The organism is Enterobacter cloacae complex sp. HYC003_NIDB (genome assembly GCF_056673375.1).
In genome coordinates this window covers 2,907,273-2,921,960 of record NZ_CP114220.1, presented here as the reverse complement: position 1 = coordinate 2,921,960, position 14,688 = coordinate 2,907,273, and the positions used below count along the sequence as shown (strand labels likewise).

Below are 14,688 nucleotides of genomic sequence, written 5' to 3'. Positions count from 1 at the left end.
ATATGGAAAACTTACTGGCGCTGACGCTGGCCGAAGAGACACCGGAGCGGCAAGAGGGGGAAGGCCCCTCGTTCCACTGGCGATGGCTGGGGCCGGGCGTGCTTGAACTGACGCCGACGGGGGAATATGACCTGTCGCTGCTGCTTTCGACCGGCATTCACGGAAACGAAACCGCGCCCGTGGAGATTGTCGATCTTTTGCTGCGCGCGCTGTTTCGCGCAGAGATCACGCTGCACTGCCGTCTGCTGGTGGTGCTGGGAAATCCGCCTGCGCTGGCGCAAAATAAACGGTATCTCGTGAGCGACATCAACCGCATGTTTGGTGGTCGCTGGGCGCAGTTTCCACAGAGTGATGAGACGACACGCGCGCAATGGCTGGAGAAGGTGGTCACGGCGTTTTTTGCCGGGGCGGGGGAAACACGCTGGCACCTCGATCTGCATACGGCCATTCGCGCCTCGTACCACGTGCGTTTTGGCGTGTTACCGCAGCGTGATCAGCCGTGGGATGAGGCGTTTCCGACCTGGCTTGGCGACGCGGGGCTGGAGGCGCTGGTTTTCCACCAGACGCCAGGCGGCACGTTTACCCACTTCACCTGCGAGAATGTTGGCGCGTTATCCTGCACCCTGGAGCTGGGAAAAGCGCTGCCGTTCGGGCAAAACGACCTGACGCGTTTTGCCCCTACGCATCAGGCGCTTCGGGCGTTGCTCGCCGGGGTTGCGCCGGAACCCTCCCGGGAACCCGTTGTGCGCTATCGGGTCGTGCAGCAGCTCACGCGTCAAAGCGAGGCTTTCCAGCTACATATGGCGCCCCATACGCTGAACTTTACGCCGTTTCGCCAGGGCGTCCTGCTGGCGGAAGATGGTGAGACGCGCTATGCGGTACAGAAATCCACGGAATATGTTTTATTTCCTAATCCGTCGGTCGCGTTTGGTTTGCGAGCAGGCCTGATGCTGGAAAAAATGCCCTGATCGTCTCCCCTCGCGCAGACCGGAGGGGAAATGAAGAATAAATTTCTTAGCGTTAAAAGCGCTCTGGTATTGTTTGCGGAATATTCCTGGAGAATTGCTTTATTATTAAACGGCACTTCGCTATACTTCTCCATAATCTCTTTAAAATCATCCTGTTGAATATTTTTGTTTCATCTCTCCACGCTTTTTCCTTAATTTCTCCACAATTGGCGAAAAGTTGTTTTTTACACTTTCATTGTTTTACCGTTGCTCTGACTAATTGACGATAAACCCCGTAAAGTTAATCTCGTCAACACGGCATAGCGCCGAAGAATAACTGAAAGTAAGGAAAGACATTATGCGTAAATTAACTGCACTGTTTGTTGCCTCTACCCTGGCTCTGGGCGCTACCAGCATGGCGTTCGCCGCCGATACCGCGACCACTACCGCCGCGCCGACGGAAGGCAAAATGATGATGCATCATAAAGGCAAGCCGGGTATGCACCATGAGATGATGATGTTTAAAGATCTGAACCTCACCGATGCGCAGAAGCAGCAGATCCGCGACATCATGAAAAGCCAGCGTGACCAGATGAAACGTCCTCCGCTGGAAGAGCGCCGCGCAATGCATGACATCATTGCCAGCGACAGCTTCGATAAAGCAAAAGCGGAAGCGCAGATCGACAAAATGGCCGAGCAGCATAAAGCGCGCATGCTGGCCCACATGGAAACCCAGAACAAGATTTACAACATTCTGACGCCGGAACAGAAAAAGCAATTTAATGCCAATTTTGAGAAGCGTCTGACAGAACGTGCAGCGCCGGAAGGTAAAATGCCTGCACCAACCGAATAATCGGTTCACTCTCTTAAGACCGCCGGGCTCCTGTCTACAAAAGCGAAAACGCTGTGGACAGGACCGGCGGTTTTTCTTTTATCCCATCCCTAAGGTCTGGCCTGACTGCTGCCGATAATACGTCTGTGAAAATGCCCTGGCGCACGGTGCGTCCTTCAGGAGTGGTCATGGAATTCTTTGATATCCGTAAAATGCCGGTCAGTCTCTGGCGTAATGGTGCGGGTGAGACGCGTGAGATTTGCTGTTTTCCTCCCGCGACGCGGGATTTTTTCTGGCGGGCCAGTATTGCCTCCATCGCCAGTAACGGCGAATTTTCCGCGTTCCCGGGCGTCGACCGGGTGATTACGCTGCTGGAGGGCGGCGAGGTGACCCTGGATGCAGGCAGGGCGTTTTGTCATACCCTGAAGCATCATCAGCCATACCGATTTGCGGGCGATCTGGCGGTGAAAGCCGTGCTCACAGAGGGGCAGATGTCGATGGACTTCAACATCATGACCCGACGGGATTGCTGCCAGGCAAAGGTGCGCGTTGCTACCCGGACGTTCACTACCTTCGCATCACGCGGTGGGGTGGCATTCGTATTAAGCGGCGCCTGGCAACTGGGCGACAAATTACTGACCGCCGATCAGGGCGCCAGCTGGGAAGCGGGCAGTCATACCCTCCGTTTACTGGAAACGAAGGGGTCGCTGCTGTTCAGTGAAATTACCTGGCTGCCGGGTCATTGAGGACGATGATCTCATATTTTCCGGTTAACAGTGGCTTGCAGAGAATTTTGTAACCATCCTGATCGAAACCGGCAGGGGTGCGCAGCAGAGCGGTAGCGTCATCCAGATTTTCAACGGCGCCAAGCCAGAGCCAGTTGCGGATGATGTGATAGTGCGTCATCCCATCGCGGGTTTCTTTCAGCGCCACCGCGCCTTCCCACGGCCAGCAGTTAACGCTGATAGAGGCCAGGCCAGCCATAAACCGGGCATGATGTTCTTCAACGCTCTCTTTTCCACAGCACGCCCCGGCGCAGCGTTTCAGCGCGGAGCGGAAACAGGCGCGACCGCGGGTGGTAGCTTCCAGCCCTAACAGGCCGTAACAAAGCTGTAATTCATCAGCCAGGGATTGCAGGGTTTGCAGTGCGGCACGTTTATTGGCAAACAGACCGTAAAGATTGGGTTCATGCGAAAAATCCACTTCCCGGGCATAAACGACCTGCGGTTTTCCTGCGTTAATCTGCAACGAACAGAGCTGGCGGTTGCGGCGCAGGCGTTTGTTAAACAGCGGCTGCTGTTCCTTGATGAGCCGGGCTTCGAGCAGAAGCGCGCCCAGTTCGCCTGCCGTCTCGATCCAGGTGATCCGCCGGGACTGCCTGAGCATCGATGCTTCATCCGGCGTACGCAGGTGCGACATCACCCGGCTGCGGATATTCACGCTTTTGCCGATATAGAGCGGCATGGTGTCGCTGTCGCCATGGAAGAAATAGACGCCAGGCTGTTTAGGCAGTGCCTCAAGCCAGGGGCGAAGATGCTCGGGATATTCGTAGATAGCCGCCGCTTCAAACTCAAGACGCGGGGCGGATTGACGCCTGCTCACATACTGCTCCATATACTGTTCAGGCATACAGTGTAGCAGGTGTTCGGTGGTTAAAAAAGAGCCGGGTGGCGGCTACGCCTTACCCGGCCTGCAAAACTGAGTTACCGTTTTGCTGTTACTTTTTCCAGAAATCATCAAACACCGTAATGGGCGGACGACGCTTGTGCTCGGTTTTCAGATACCAGCCTTCGATAATTTTAGCGGTACCTTCGTCGAGCGTTTTGCCTTCCAGATAATCATCGATGTTGTCATACGTGACGCCCAGCGCCGCTTCATCCGGCAGGGAAGGGCGATCGTCCTCCAGGTCCGCCGTTGGCGCCTTCTTATACAGGTGCTCCGGGCAGCCCAACGCCGCCAGCAATTGCTTGCCCTGACGCTTGTTCAGACGGAAGAGGGGGTTGATATCCGTGCCGCCATCGCCGTATTTGGTGAAGAAGCCGGTGATGGCTTCCGCGGCGTGGTCGGTGCCGACGACGACCCCTTTGGTCATCCCTGCGATACTGTACTGCGCTTTCATGCGCTCACGGGCTTTCTCGTTGCCGCGGACAAAATCGCTCAGTTCAATACCGGCTTCACGCAGGGCCTGCTCGCTGGCCAGTACCGAACCTTTGATGTTTACGGTAAGAACACGGTCCGGCTGAATAAACGCAATCGCATCCTGACAGTCCTGCTCGTCGGCCTGCACGCCATACGGCAGACGTACGGCAATAAATTGCAGCGCGGTGTCACCGGTCTCGTCACGCAGCTCGGAGATGGCCATCTGGCTCAGCTTACCGGCCAGAGTGGAATCCTGACCGCCGCTGATGCCCAGCACCAGCGTCTTCAGGAAAGGGTGTGCAGACAGGTAAGCTTTCAAAAAATCAACGCTACGACGGATCTCTTCATTGGCATCAATCGCAGGTTTCGCGCCCAGCGCCTGAATAATTTCTTGTTGCAGAGCCATTACGCCCTCCCTATGCAGAACCAAACAGAAAGTGTGATCTGTTAAAACTAACCCTTTGTCGGGGAAACGACAAGGATCACAGTTTTGAGTGTACTGTTTTACAGCGATTTAGCAGCTTACCGTTGTTTTATTAGAATTTTCCGAAATTCGTCTGGCGTAACTCGCAAAGTTGAACAATAGTAATTTTTATCCCATGCTTAGTTAACACGCTGATAAACAAGAGGACGGAATATGAACAAGAACGTAGCAGGAATTTTAAGCGCAGCGGCGGTACTGACTATGCTGGCAGGGTGTACAGCTTACGATCGCACTAAAGATCAGTTCACACAGCCAGTGGTAAAAGACGTCAAAAAAGGCATGACGCGTTCCCAGGTTGCAGCCATTGCCGGTAAACCTTCTTCAGAAGTCACTATGATCCACGCGCGTGGTACCTGCCAGACCTATATTCTGGGTCAACGTGATGGTAAGGCAGAGACCTATTTTGTCGCCCTGGATGATACGGGTCACGTGATCAATTCTGGTTACCAGACCTGTGCCGAATACGACACCGACCCACAGGCACCTAAGGCACAGTAAGCCTGCTTGCCTGAGAGCGTTAACAAACCGGCCGGAAGGCCGGTTTTTTTATGCATACGTGAATCTTATTTCTTGGCGCGAATTATTTGCCTGAAATGTGAAGGTAGTCAACAAGCCAGGTCAATGAGAGACAATTCCAGTCTATCCAGAATTATCCCCTCCCTGTACCATTGCGTATACTCACTTCAACGACAAACAATGTTCAGCACACTGCCCGTCAGCCAGGATAGCGAGTCGAGTGATAGCGCGACGGCGGGTAGCCAAACAAGAGGGAAGTTATCATGGAAAAGAAACATATCTATCTGTTTTGCTCTGCGGGCATGTCCACTTCGCTGCTGGTTTCCAAAATGCGCGCGCAGGCCGAAAAATATGAAGTCCCTGTGGTGATTGAGGCGTTTCCGGAAACGCTGGCGGGCGAGAAGGGTCAGACAGCCGACGTTATTTTACTCGGGCCACAAATCGCTTATATGCTGCCAGAAATTCAGCGTCTGCTACCCAATAAGCCGGTCGAAGTGATCGATTCCGTTTTATACGGCAAGATTGATGGTTTAGGTGTATTAAAAGCTGCCGTTGCGGCGATTAAAAAAGCTGCTAATTAATTTTTTATTTTTCCCGTCAAAGAGTTATTTCACACACAATACGCCGTAACGGTCGTTGCGGCATTTAAGGGTATTTTCCTATGAGTAAAGTCATCGCTTCACTTGAAAAGGTACTCCTTCCTTTTGCTGTTAAAATAGGAAAGCAGCCTCACGTTAATGCCATTAAGAACGGCTTTATTAAATTAATGCCGTTGACATTAGCCGGGGCAATGTTCGTTTTAATTAACAACGTTTTTCTGAGCTTTGGAGAAGGTTCCTTTTTTTATTCATTAGGAATTAGGTTAGATGCTTCAACTATTGAAACCCTTAATGGTTTAAAAGCCATTGGCGGCAACGTATACAATGGTACGTTGGGTATTATGTCGCTAATGGCGCCTTTCTTTATCGGAATGGCGCTGGCGGAAGAGCGTAAAGTGGATCCGCTTGCGGCAGGCTTACTGTCCATTGCCGCGTTCATGACCGTCACACCGTACAGCGTGGGTGACGCTTACGCCGTTGGCGCCAACTGGCTGGGTGGGGCAAACATCATTTCCGGTATTATTATCGGGCTGGTGGTGGCCGAAATGTTCACCTTCATTATTCGCCGTAACTGGGTTATCCGCTTGCCGGATAGCGTTCCGGCCTCCGTTTCTCGTTCATTTTCCGCGTTGATTCCGGGCTTCATTATTCTCTCCATCATGGGGATTATTGCCTGGGCGCTCTCTCACTGGGGCACAAACTTCCACCAGATCATTATGGACTCTATCTCAACGCCGCTGGCGTCGATGGGTAGCGTGGTCGGTTGGGCGTATGTCATCTTTACCTCCCTGCTGTGGTTCTTCGGCGTGCATGGTTCACTGGCACTGGCGGCGCTGGACAGCGGTATTATGACCCCATGGGCACTGGAAAACGTCGCGCTTTACCAGCAGTACGGCTCCGTCGATGCGGCGCTGGCGGCCGGTAAAACCTTCCATGTGTGGGCGAAGCCGATGCTTGACTCCTATATCTTCCTGGGCGGTACCGGGGCGACGTTGGGTCTGATCATCGCGGTCTTTATTGTCTCTCGCCGCGCCGACCATCGTCAGGTTGCGAAGCTGGCCCTGCCGTCAGGCATCTTCCAGATTAACGAGCCGATCCTGTTTGGTCTGCCAATTATCATGAACCCGGTGATGTTCATTCCCTTCATCCTGGTTCAGCCGCTGCTGGCCGCGATTACGCTGACGGCGTACTACCTGGGCATTATCCCGCCGGTGACCAACATTGCGCCGTGGACGATGCCGGCTGGTCTGGGCGCGTTCTTCAACACCAACGGTAGCGTGGCGGCCTTCCTGCTGGCGATATTCAACCTCGGGATTGCAACCCTGCTCTACATGCCGTTCGTGGCGATTGCGAACAAGGCCGCAACGGTTATCGATGAAGAAGAGAGCGAAGAGGATATCGCCCTCGCACTGAAATTCTAAAATTGCACGGCGCGGGGCAACCCGCGCCAGCGGAAAGGAGCTTAAAGATGTTAGATTTAGAGAGTATCGTTGCCGAAGAAACCGCAGAGAATGATCTGGAAGAGGTGGTGATGGGCCTCATCATCAACTCCGGGCAGGCACGCAGCCTGGCGTATGCGGCGCTTAAGCAGGCTAAGCAGGGCGACTTCGTTGCCGCGAAAACCATGATGGAGCAGTCCCGTACAGCGTTAAACGAAGCGCATCTGGTGCAGACGAAGCTCATCGAAAGCGACCAGGGCGAAGGGAAGATGAAAGTGAGTCTGGTGCTGGTACATGCGCAGGATCATCTGATGACCTCCATGCTGGCACGCGAGCTGGTCGCGGAGCTCATCGAGCTTCACGAGAAGATGCAATAAGTCAGTTGAAGTAGCAGGAGGTCAGCACGATGGAAATCAAAACCGCACATGAGCAACAGCTGTTTAATGGCAAAAATTTTCACGTGGTGATTTACAACAAAACGGAGAGCGCCAGCGGTCTGCACCAGCATGACTACTACGAGTTCACGATTGTTCTGACCGGCCGCTACTATCAGGAGATCAACGGTAAGCGCGTCCTGCTTGAGCGTGGCGATTTCGTCTTCCTGCCAATGGGATCTTATCACCAGAGCTTTTATGAGTTTGGTGCGACGCGCATTCTGAACGTAGGGGTGAGCAGGCGTTTCTTCGAGAAGCACTATCTGCCGCTGGTGCCGTTCTGCTTTGTGGCGTCACAGGTGTATCGCGTTAAAAATGAGTTTATGACCTGGATTGAAACGGTTATCGCATCGCTGAATTTCCGCGACAATGAATTTGATGAATTTATTGAAACCGTGACGTTCTACGTCATGAATCGCCTCCGCCATCACCGTGAAGAACAGCAGGTGGTGGATGATATTCCTCAGTGGCTGCGCAGTACCGTGGAGCTGATGCACGATAAAGGACAGTTCAGCGATAACGCCCTGGAGAATATGGTGGCGCTGTCGGGTAAATCGCAGGAATATTTGACGCGCGCCACGCAGCGTTATTACCGTAAAACGCCTGTGCAAATCATTAATGAAATCCGCATTAACTTTGCCAAAAAACAGCTGGAAATTACTAACTACTCTGTCACCGATATCGCTTACGAATCGGGTTACAGCAGCCCCAGCCTGTTTATTAAAACCTTTAAAAAATTGACTTCATTCACACCGAACAGTTACCGCAAAAATTTAACGGTAATTAATTAACTTTCGGCGGTTTATCCGCCAGGAACCGTGACGTAATGGCTTGCCCAAATAGCGGGAAGAGTACGCTATACCTTGCAGGCGATTAACCTGATACGCTAAGGGAGATATTATGCAACAGAAATTAAAAGTCGTAACCATTGGTGGCGGCAGCAGCTATACCCCGGAATTACTTGAAGGTTTCCTGAAACGGTATCATGAATTACCGGTCAGCGAATTATGGCTGGTGGATGTTGAAGAAGGTCAGGAGAAGCTGAATATTATTTTTGAACTGTGCAAACGCATGGTTGAAAAAGCGGGCGTGCCCTTAACCGTGCATAAAACGCTGGATCGCCGCCTGGCACTGAAAGATGCTGACTTCGTGACCACGCAGCTGCGCGTCGGCCAGCTGAAGGCGCGTGAGCTGGACGAGCGCATTCCGCTGAGCCACGGTTATCTGGGCCAGGAAACCAACGGGGCAGGTGGCCTGTTTAAAGGCCTGCGTACTATTCCGGTCATTTTTGACATCATTAAAGACGTGGAGGAGATCTGCCCGAACGCCTGGGTGATCAACTTTACCAACCCGGCCGGGATGGTCACCGAGGCAGTCTATCGCCACACCGGTTTCAAACGCTTTATCGGCGTCTGCAATATTCCGATTGGCATGAAGATGTTCATCCGCGATGTACTGGAACTGACCGATAACGATGATCTGTCCATTGATCTGTTCGGCCTGAATCACATGGTCTTTATCAAAGATGTGATAGTGAACGGGCAATCGCGCTTTGCGGAACTGCTCGACGGCGTCGCCTCTGGTCGCCTGACCGCGGCCTCGGTGAAAAACATTTTCGATCTGCCGTTCAGCGAAGGGCTGATCCGCTCCCTGAATCTGCTGCCGTGCTCGTATCTGCTCTACTACTTCAAGCAGAAAGAGATGCTGGCCATTGAAATGGGCGAATACTACAAAGGTGGCGCACGCGCTCAGGTTGTACAGAAAGTAGAGAAGCAGCTTTTTGATTTGTATAAAGATCCGAACCTGAACGTCAAACCGAAAGAGCTGGAGCAGCGCGGCGGGGCATACTATTCGGATGCCGCGTGTGAAGTGATTAACGCCATTTACAATGACAAGCAGGCCGAGCACTATGTAAATGTTCCCCATCACGGGCACATCGATAATATCCCGGCAGACTGGGCCGTTGAGATGACCTGCATCCTTGGGCGCGAGGGTGCAAAACCGCATCCCCGCATTAACCACTTCGACGATAAGGTGATGGGCCTGATTCACACCATCAAAGGCTTTGAAGTGGCGGCGAGCAATGCGGCCCTGAGCGGCGAGCTGAATGACGTGCTGCTGGCGCTGAACCTCAGCCCGCTGGTGCATTCTGACCGTGACGCTGAAAAACTCGCGGGTGAGATGATCCTGGCGCATGAAAAATGGCTGCCAAACTTTGCTGCAACGGTTGAGAAACTGAAACTCACACACCGTTAAGAGGAGGCGCGATGGAAAACCTGCTGATCGTCAATGCCGATGATTTTGGTCTGTCAAAAGGGCAGAACTACGGCATTATTGAAGCCTGTCGCCGGGGCGTCGTGACCTCTACAACAGCGCTCATCAACGGTGAGGCGGTGGAACATGCGGCGCAGTTAAGCCGTGAGCTGCCCGAGCTGGGCGTGGGCATGCACTTTGTGCTGACGCTTGGGTTGCCCCTTTCGCCAATGCCGGGCCTGACGCGCGACGGCCAGCTGGGGAAATGGATTTGGGAAATGGCGGAGCAGGACGCTCTGCCGCTCGATGAGATTGCCCGCGAGCTGGATTGCCAGTTTAACCGCTTTGTGGATGTGTTTGGCCGCGAGCCTACCCATATTGACAGCCATCATCATGTGCATATGATCCCGGCGATTTTCCCGCTTGTGGCAGAGTTTGCGCAACGTAGAGGCGTGGCGATGCGCATGGATCGTGAGGTGCGCGGGCTGCCGGACGTCGCGGTGACGTCAACGGAGGCGTTCAGCAGCGCATTTTATGGCGACGAGATCGACGAAGCGCTGTTCCTGAAGGTGCTGGATGAGTCCGCCGCGAAAGGGGAGCGCTCGCTTGAGGTAATGGCGCACCCGGCGTTTGTCGATAACATCGTACGTAAGAGCGCCTACTGCTGGCCGCGTCTGGCGGAACTGGATGTGCTGACGTCGGCGTCGTTGAAGTACGCGATTGCCGAGCGTGGGTATCGTCTGGGGACGTTCAGGGATCTTTGAGATAAAGCCCGGTGGCGGCTTCGCCTTACCGGGCCTACAAAAGCAATCGAAATGTAGGCCGGGTAAGCGCAGCGCCACCCGGCTTTTTTTTACGCCGGTATCTGGTCGGTCTTGCTGCTGCGCGACCACACACGGTGCGCGGCAAGCAGGTCAAACAACCGGGTCATAAACGCATCGTCAATGTTATCACCTTCGACAATGCCTTCTTCCCCTTGATCCGGTACCTTCAGCAGAGATTTAAACTTCCGCGCATCGCCTGCCAGGGCGATTGGCTTCAGGTGCTTATAGGCTTCCAGCAGATAATAGGCGGCATCACCGTTACCGAGCAGGCTCTCAACGTCGCCGCACGGCATAATCACCGCGTCAACCGTCAGCGACGGTGCCCCGGCGAAGGTCGCGGCAATTGGCAGGACAGAGCCATCGTCGGCTGTCACTTCACCCATGCGGGAGTAAAGCAGTTTGGCATGTACGCCCTGGGTTTTGAGCGCCTTCATGATCCCCAGCACGTCGCTGGCGCGCGGTTTATCATTCAGCAGGATAGCCACTACGCGGCCTTTAATTGACCCGCCAGGTACCGCGTACAGGCTCAGGGACGGATCCTTCTTCAGCCCGTTCACGTCTTTTGGCGGTGCGGCATGGCATTGCTCGTCAGTCAGCGTGATGCCGAGATTATTCGCCACGCCCTGAGCAAGCTGGATATCAATATGCGCCAGATGGTCGACCACGCGCTCGCGAATGTAGGTACGCACCACTTTGCTCAGCTCAAAGCTGAAACCGCCGATAATGTGCTGCTGTTCAATCGGGGTCTGGCTGTTCCAGAACAGGCGAGGCTGAGCGTAATATTCGCCGAATGACGGGCTGCGCTCGCGAATTTTTGTTCCGTCCACGCGCTCCTGATACGACTCAAATCCGCCACGTTTTGGCCCCGGCGGGGTTTCACGCGGCCAGTTATCGTTAATGGAGTTTGGCTCGTAGTTCGCCGGGTTGGTATCGATATCCTGGCGATGCATCCCGTCACGCTGGAAGTTATGGTACGGGCAGGTCGGACGGTTGATAGGAATTTCGTGGAAGTTCGGTCCACCGAGACGGCTGATCTGCGTATCGGTGTAAGAGAACAGCCGGCCCTGTAGCAGCGGATCGTTGGTGAAATCCAGCCCCGGCACAATATGGCCCGGGTGGAACGCAGCCTGCTCATTCTCCGCGAAGAAGTTATCCGGGTTGCGGTTAAGCACCATTTTGCCCACTAGCTGAACCGGCACCAGCTCCTCAGGAATAAGCTTGGTCGGGTCGAGCAGGTCGAAGTCGAATTTGAACTCGTCCTCTTCCGGGATCAGCTGTAACCCCAGCTCGTATTCCGGGAAATCACCGGCTTCAATGGATTCCCACAGTTCGCGACGGTGGAAGTCCGGATCGCGCCCGGTCAGCTTCTGTGCTTCATCCCACACCAGGGATGCTTTCCCCGCGACCGGTTTCCAGTGGAAACGCACAAACGTCGCTTTACCTTCAGCGTTAATCAGACGGAAGGTATGAATACCAAACCCTTCCATGGTGCGATAGCTGCGTGGGATCCCCCGGTCAGACATCGCCCACATCACGTTGTGAAGGGTTTCCGGTTGCAGGGAGACGTAGTCCCAGAAGGTGTCATGCGCACTTTGTCCCTGCGGTATGGCCCAGTGTGGCTCTGGTTTTACCGCATGGACAAAGTCAGGGAACTTATGCGCATCCTGAATGAAGAAAACCGGGGTGTTATTCCCGACGAGGTCGAAAATGCCCTCTTCGGTATAGAATTTGGTGGCGAAGCCGCGGATATCACGCACCGTATCGGCCGAACCCGCGCCGCCCTGTACGGTAGAGAAGCGCACAAATACCGGTGTGATTTTGTTCGGATCGGAAAGGAAATCCGCCTTCGTGATCGCCTTCAGGCTCTTGTACGGCTGGAAATAGCCGTGCGCCGCGGAGCCGCGAGCGTGAACGATACGCTCAGGAATACGCTCATGGTCGAAATGGGTGATTTTTTCCCGCAGGATGAAATCTTCCAGCAGCGTCGGGCCGCGCGTTCCGGCGCGCAGGGAGTTCTGGTCATCGGCGATACGCACGCCCTGATTGGTGGTCAGCGCATAGCCTTCACCCCCTTTGCGGTGCGGGTCGAGAGATTTTAACTTCTCGTTATCCGCATCGGGCGACTTCACGCTTCCCGGTGCAGTAGGTTGCTCGCCCGGCGCGGACAGGCCCGGCGACGGTTTATGAGAGCCATCCGCAGGGGCGAGTGAGTCCATTCCCGGTTGAGATTCTTCGGTGCCATGAATAGGGGCTTGATGTGGTTTATCATTGTTCGACATTGCACGATTCTCCTTTGTTCGTTCCTGAAAACCCTATTAAGGATAGAACAATGTGATGAATTAGCAGGCGAACTAAGTGTTTTCAGATAAGTGATTAGCGAAAGGAGCCATCTGCCTCACGTCAGGCGCGACGGGTGGGGGGGGAATCGGCTATGATAGAAATTTCCTGCTTTAAGAATTTGCTTTAGTGAACCCGTCGCTTATGAAACCTCTTCGTCAACAAAACCGCCAGGTTATTAGCTATGTGCCCCGCGTTGAACCCGCGCCGCCTGACCATGCCCTGAAAGTGGATGGTTTTCGCGATGTCTGGATGTTACGGGGTAAATACGTTGCCTTCGTGCTGATTGGCGAGCACTTCCGTCGCTCCCCTGCGTTTACGGTGCCGGAATCGGCGCAGCGATGGGCTGTGCAGACCCGCCAGGATGAAGAGGTTGAAGAATAACAGCCATAAAAAAACCGCCCGCAGGCGGTTTTTTTATTTCAGCCGTGATTAACGATGGGCCAGTTCCGCATCTTCTTCACTGTCGAGAATCGTTTTGTCGGTCTGCTTCAGCCACTGGCTGGTCAGGGTACCGGCGGTCATTGAGCCACTCACGTTCAGGGCGGTTCGCCCCATATCGATCAGCGGTTCAACAGAGATCAGCAGGGCAACCAGCGTCACCGGCAGTCCCAGCGCAGGCAGAACGATCAGCGCAGCGAAGGTCGCGCCGCCGCCCACGCCCGCAACACCGGCGGAGCTAATGGTCACGATACCCACCAGCGTCGCAATCCAGACCGGATCCAGCGGGTTAATCCCCACGGTTGGGGCAACCATCACGGCCAGCATCGCCGGGTAGAGACCCGCACAGCCGTTCTGCCCGATGGTGGCGCCAAAGGAGGCCGAGAAGCTGGCGATAGACTCCGGTACGCCCAGACGACGGGTCTGTGCTTCCACGTTCAGCGGGATAGATGCCGCGCTGGAACGGCTGGTGAAGGCGAAGGTCAGCACCGGCCAGACTTTGCGGAAATATTTCAGCGGGCTAACGCCGTTCACGCCCAGCAGGATACCGTGCACCACAAACATAATGCCCAGCCCCAGATAAGAGGCGATCACAAAGCTGCCAAGCTTGATGATGTCTTGCAGGTTAGAGCCTGCCACGACTTTGGTCATCAGCGCCAGGACACCGTACGGCGTCAGCTGCATGACCAGACGCACCAGCTTCATCACCCAGCTTTGCAGGGTATCGATGGCTGTCAGAACGCGCTCGCCTTTCGGCGCATCGTCCTTCAGCAGCTTGAGCGCAGCCACGCCCAGGAATGCCGCGAAGATCACCACGCTGATAATGGAGGTTGGGCTTGCACCGGTCAGGTCAGCGAACGGGTTCTTCGGAATGAAGGAAAGCACCATCTGCGGAACGGTCAGATCGGCCACTTTACCCACGTAGTTGGTCTCAATCGCCGTCAGACGCGCGGTTTCAGCGCTACCCTGCACCAGACCTTCAGCAGTCAGGCCAAACAGATTGGTTACCAGCACACCCACCAGCGCCGCAATCAGCGTGGTGAAGAGCAGGGTACCAATGGTCAGGAAACTGATTTTACCCAGTTGAGAGGCATTATGCAGGCGGGCTACGGCGCTCAGAATAGAGGCGAATACCAGCGGCATAACGATCATTTGCAGCAGCTGTACATAGCCGTTACCGACAATGTTGAACCACTGAATAGAATCTTTCAGTACCGGGCTATCGGAGCCGTAAATGGCGTGTAAGGCCAGGCCAAACACCACGCCCATGACCAGACCGACCAGTACCTTTTTCGCCAGGCTCCACTGTTTGTGGCGAGCCTGGGCGAGAAGCAATAGCAATACGACGAACACAACAATGTTCGCGATGAGTGGAAAATTCATCCCCGTTCTCCTGATTTATTATACGGTCGGTTTTTACCGAACCTGTTGGCGCAAGGTTAT

The 14,688-nt window shown here is 54.4% G+C and carries 15 protein-coding genes; 11 read left to right on the top strand and 4 right to left on the bottom strand.

Going from position 1 to position 14,688, the window contains the following annotated elements:
* Positions 1-2 precede the first annotated feature (2 nt).
* The 3 genes from astE (at position 3) to ves (ending at position 2,525) form a co-directional block, all read left to right on the top strand.
* A complete protein-coding gene (gene astE / locus O1722_RS13950; protein ID WP_033487173.1) occupies positions 3-968 on the top strand; it encodes a succinylglutamate desuccinylase in 966 nt (321 codons plus the stop codon).
* A gap of 337 nt (positions 969-1,305) precedes the next feature.
* Positions 1,306-1,800 (top strand): ATP-independent periplasmic protein-refolding chaperone Spy, encoded by a 495-nt coding sequence (gene spy / locus O1722_RS13945; protein WP_015570753.1) that lies wholly within the window; start codon positions 1,306-1,308, stop codon positions 1,798-1,800.
* Positions 1,801-1,967: 167 nt separating this feature from the next.
* Positions 1,968-2,525 (top strand): environmental stress-induced protein Ves, encoded by a 558-nt coding sequence (gene ves / locus O1722_RS13940; RefSeq protein WP_017384666.1) that lies wholly within the window; start codon positions 1,968-1,970, stop codon positions 2,523-2,525.
* Here the strand turns inward: ves and cho are convergent.
* A complete protein-coding gene (gene cho / locus O1722_RS13935) occupies positions 2,503-3,381 on the bottom strand; it encodes an excinuclease Cho (RefSeq protein WP_063136382.1) in 879 nt (292 codons plus the stop codon). The two genes, ves and cho, sit on opposite strands and share 23 nt — an antisense overlap.
* 115 nt (positions 3,382-3,496) lie before the next feature.
* Complete coding sequence (nadE, locus tag O1722_RS13930; protein WP_003857837.1) at positions 3,497-4,324, bottom strand: ammonia-dependent NAD(+) synthetase; 828 nt, start codon at positions 4,322-4,324, stop codon at positions 3,497-3,499.
* 231 nt (positions 4,325-4,555) lie between these two features.
* Here nadE and osmE point away from each other — a divergent pair, with 231 nt between their 5' ends.
* The 7 genes from osmE to chbG all read left to right on the top strand — a co-directional run bounded on the left by osmE (position 4,556) and on the right by chbG (position 10,407).
* Positions 4,556-4,900 carry an osmotically-inducible lipoprotein OsmE gene (gene osmE, locus O1722_RS13925; protein ID WP_003857836.1) on the top strand — a complete coding sequence of 115 codons (345 nt, stop codon included), beginning with the start codon at positions 4,556-4,558 and terminating at the stop codon, positions 4,898-4,900.
* A gap of 281 nt (positions 4,901-5,181) precedes the next feature.
* Complete coding sequence (gene chbB, locus O1722_RS13920) at positions 5,182-5,499, top strand: PTS N,N'-diacetylchitobiose transporter subunit IIB (RefSeq protein WP_015570750.1); 318 nt, start codon at positions 5,182-5,184, stop codon at positions 5,497-5,499.
* An 80-nt stretch (positions 5,500-5,579) separates the two neighbouring features.
* On the top strand, positions 5,580-6,938 hold the full coding sequence (gene chbC, locus O1722_RS13915) for a PTS N,N'-diacetylchitobiose transporter subunit IIC (protein ID WP_017384664.1): 1,359 nt from the start codon (positions 5,580-5,582) through the stop codon (positions 6,936-6,938).
* Positions 6,939-6,985: 47 nt separating this feature from the next.
* Positions 6,986-7,333 carry a PTS N,N'-diacetylchitobiose transporter subunit IIA gene (gene chbA, locus O1722_RS13910; protein WP_003857835.1) on the top strand — a complete coding sequence of 116 codons (348 nt, stop codon included), beginning with the start codon at positions 6,986-6,988 and terminating at the stop codon, positions 7,331-7,333.
* Positions 7,334-7,362: 29 nt separating this feature from the next.
* Positions 7,363-8,181, top strand: coding sequence for a transcriptional regulator ChbR (chbR, locus tag O1722_RS13905; protein WP_017384663.1), 819 nt, complete (start codon positions 7,363-7,365; stop codon positions 8,179-8,181).
* 109 nt (positions 8,182-8,290) lie between these two features.
* The gene (locus O1722_RS13900) at positions 8,291-9,646 is read left to right on the top strand and encodes a 6-phospho-beta-glucosidase (protein ID WP_032653271.1); all 1,356 of its coding nucleotides are present in this window, start codon (positions 8,291-8,293) and stop codon (positions 9,644-9,646) included.
* Between the two features lie 11 nt (positions 9,647-9,657).
* Positions 9,658-10,407, top strand: coding sequence for a chitin disaccharide deacetylase (gene chbG / locus O1722_RS13895; protein WP_032653272.1), 750 nt, complete (start codon positions 9,658-9,660; stop codon positions 10,405-10,407).
* Between the two features lie 89 nt (positions 10,408-10,496).
* Here the strand turns inward: chbG and katE are convergent, their stop codons facing one another.
* Positions 10,497-12,746, bottom strand: a complete 2,250-nt coding sequence (gene katE / locus O1722_RS13890; RefSeq protein ID WP_032653274.1) for a catalase HPII — start codon at positions 12,744-12,746, stop codon at positions 10,497-10,499.
* A gap of 187 nt (positions 12,747-12,933) precedes the next feature.
* On the opposite strand from katE, the gene cedA reads away from it, so the two are divergent.
* Complete coding sequence (gene cedA, locus O1722_RS13885; RefSeq protein ID WP_071524159.1) at positions 12,934-13,188, top strand: cell division activator CedA; 255 nt, start codon at positions 12,934-12,936, stop codon at positions 13,186-13,188.
* A gap of 48 nt (positions 13,189-13,236) precedes the next feature.
* Here cedA and tcyP read toward each other — a convergent pair whose 3' ends face one another.
* A complete protein-coding gene (gene tcyP, locus O1722_RS13880) occupies positions 13,237-14,628 on the bottom strand; it encodes a cystine/sulfocysteine:cation symporter (protein WP_015570743.1) in 1,392 nt (463 codons plus the stop codon).
* Between the last annotated feature and the right edge of the window lie 60 nt (positions 14,629-14,688).

Bases quoted from the DNA above. Each gene is read 5' to 3' on its own strand.
- astE (WP_033487173.1), top strand. From the start codon at position 3: ATGGAAAACTTACTGGCGCTGACGCTGGCCGAAGAGACACCGGAGCGG.
- spy (WP_015570753.1), top strand. From the start codon at position 1,306: ATGCGTAAATTAACTGCACTGTTTGTTGCCTCTACCCTGGCTCTGGGC.
- ves (WP_017384666.1), top strand. From the start codon at position 1,968: ATGGAATTCTTTGATATCCGTAAAATGCCGGTCAGTCTCTGGCGTAAT.
- nadE (WP_003857837.1), bottom strand. From the start codon at position 4,324: ATGGCTCTGCAACAAGAAATTATTCAGGCGCTGGGCGCGAAACCTGCG.
- osmE (WP_003857836.1), top strand. From the start codon at position 4,556: ATGAACAAGAACGTAGCAGGAATTTTAAGCGCAGCGGCGGTACTGACT.
- chbB (WP_015570750.1), top strand. From the start codon at position 5,182: ATGGAAAAGAAACATATCTATCTGTTTTGCTCTGCGGGCATGTCCACT.
- chbC (WP_017384664.1), top strand. From the start codon at position 5,580: ATGAGTAAAGTCATCGCTTCACTTGAAAAGGTACTCCTTCCTTTTGCT.
- chbA (WP_003857835.1), top strand. From the start codon at position 6,986: ATGTTAGATTTAGAGAGTATCGTTGCCGAAGAAACCGCAGAGAATGAT.
- chbR (WP_017384663.1), top strand. From the start codon at position 7,363: ATGGAAATCAAAACCGCACATGAGCAACAGCTGTTTAATGGCAAAAAT.
- O1722_RS13900 (WP_032653271.1), top strand. From the start codon at position 8,291: ATGCAACAGAAATTAAAAGTCGTAACCATTGGTGGCGGCAGCAGCTAT.
- chbG (WP_032653272.1), top strand. From the start codon at position 9,658: ATGGAAAACCTGCTGATCGTCAATGCCGATGATTTTGGTCTGTCAAAA.
- katE (WP_032653274.1), bottom strand. From the start codon at position 12,746: ATGTCGAACAATGATAAACCACATCAAGCCCCTATTCATGGCACCGAA.
- tcyP (WP_015570743.1), bottom strand. From the start codon at position 14,628: ATGAATTTTCCACTCATCGCGAACATTGTTGTGTTCGTCGTATTGCTA.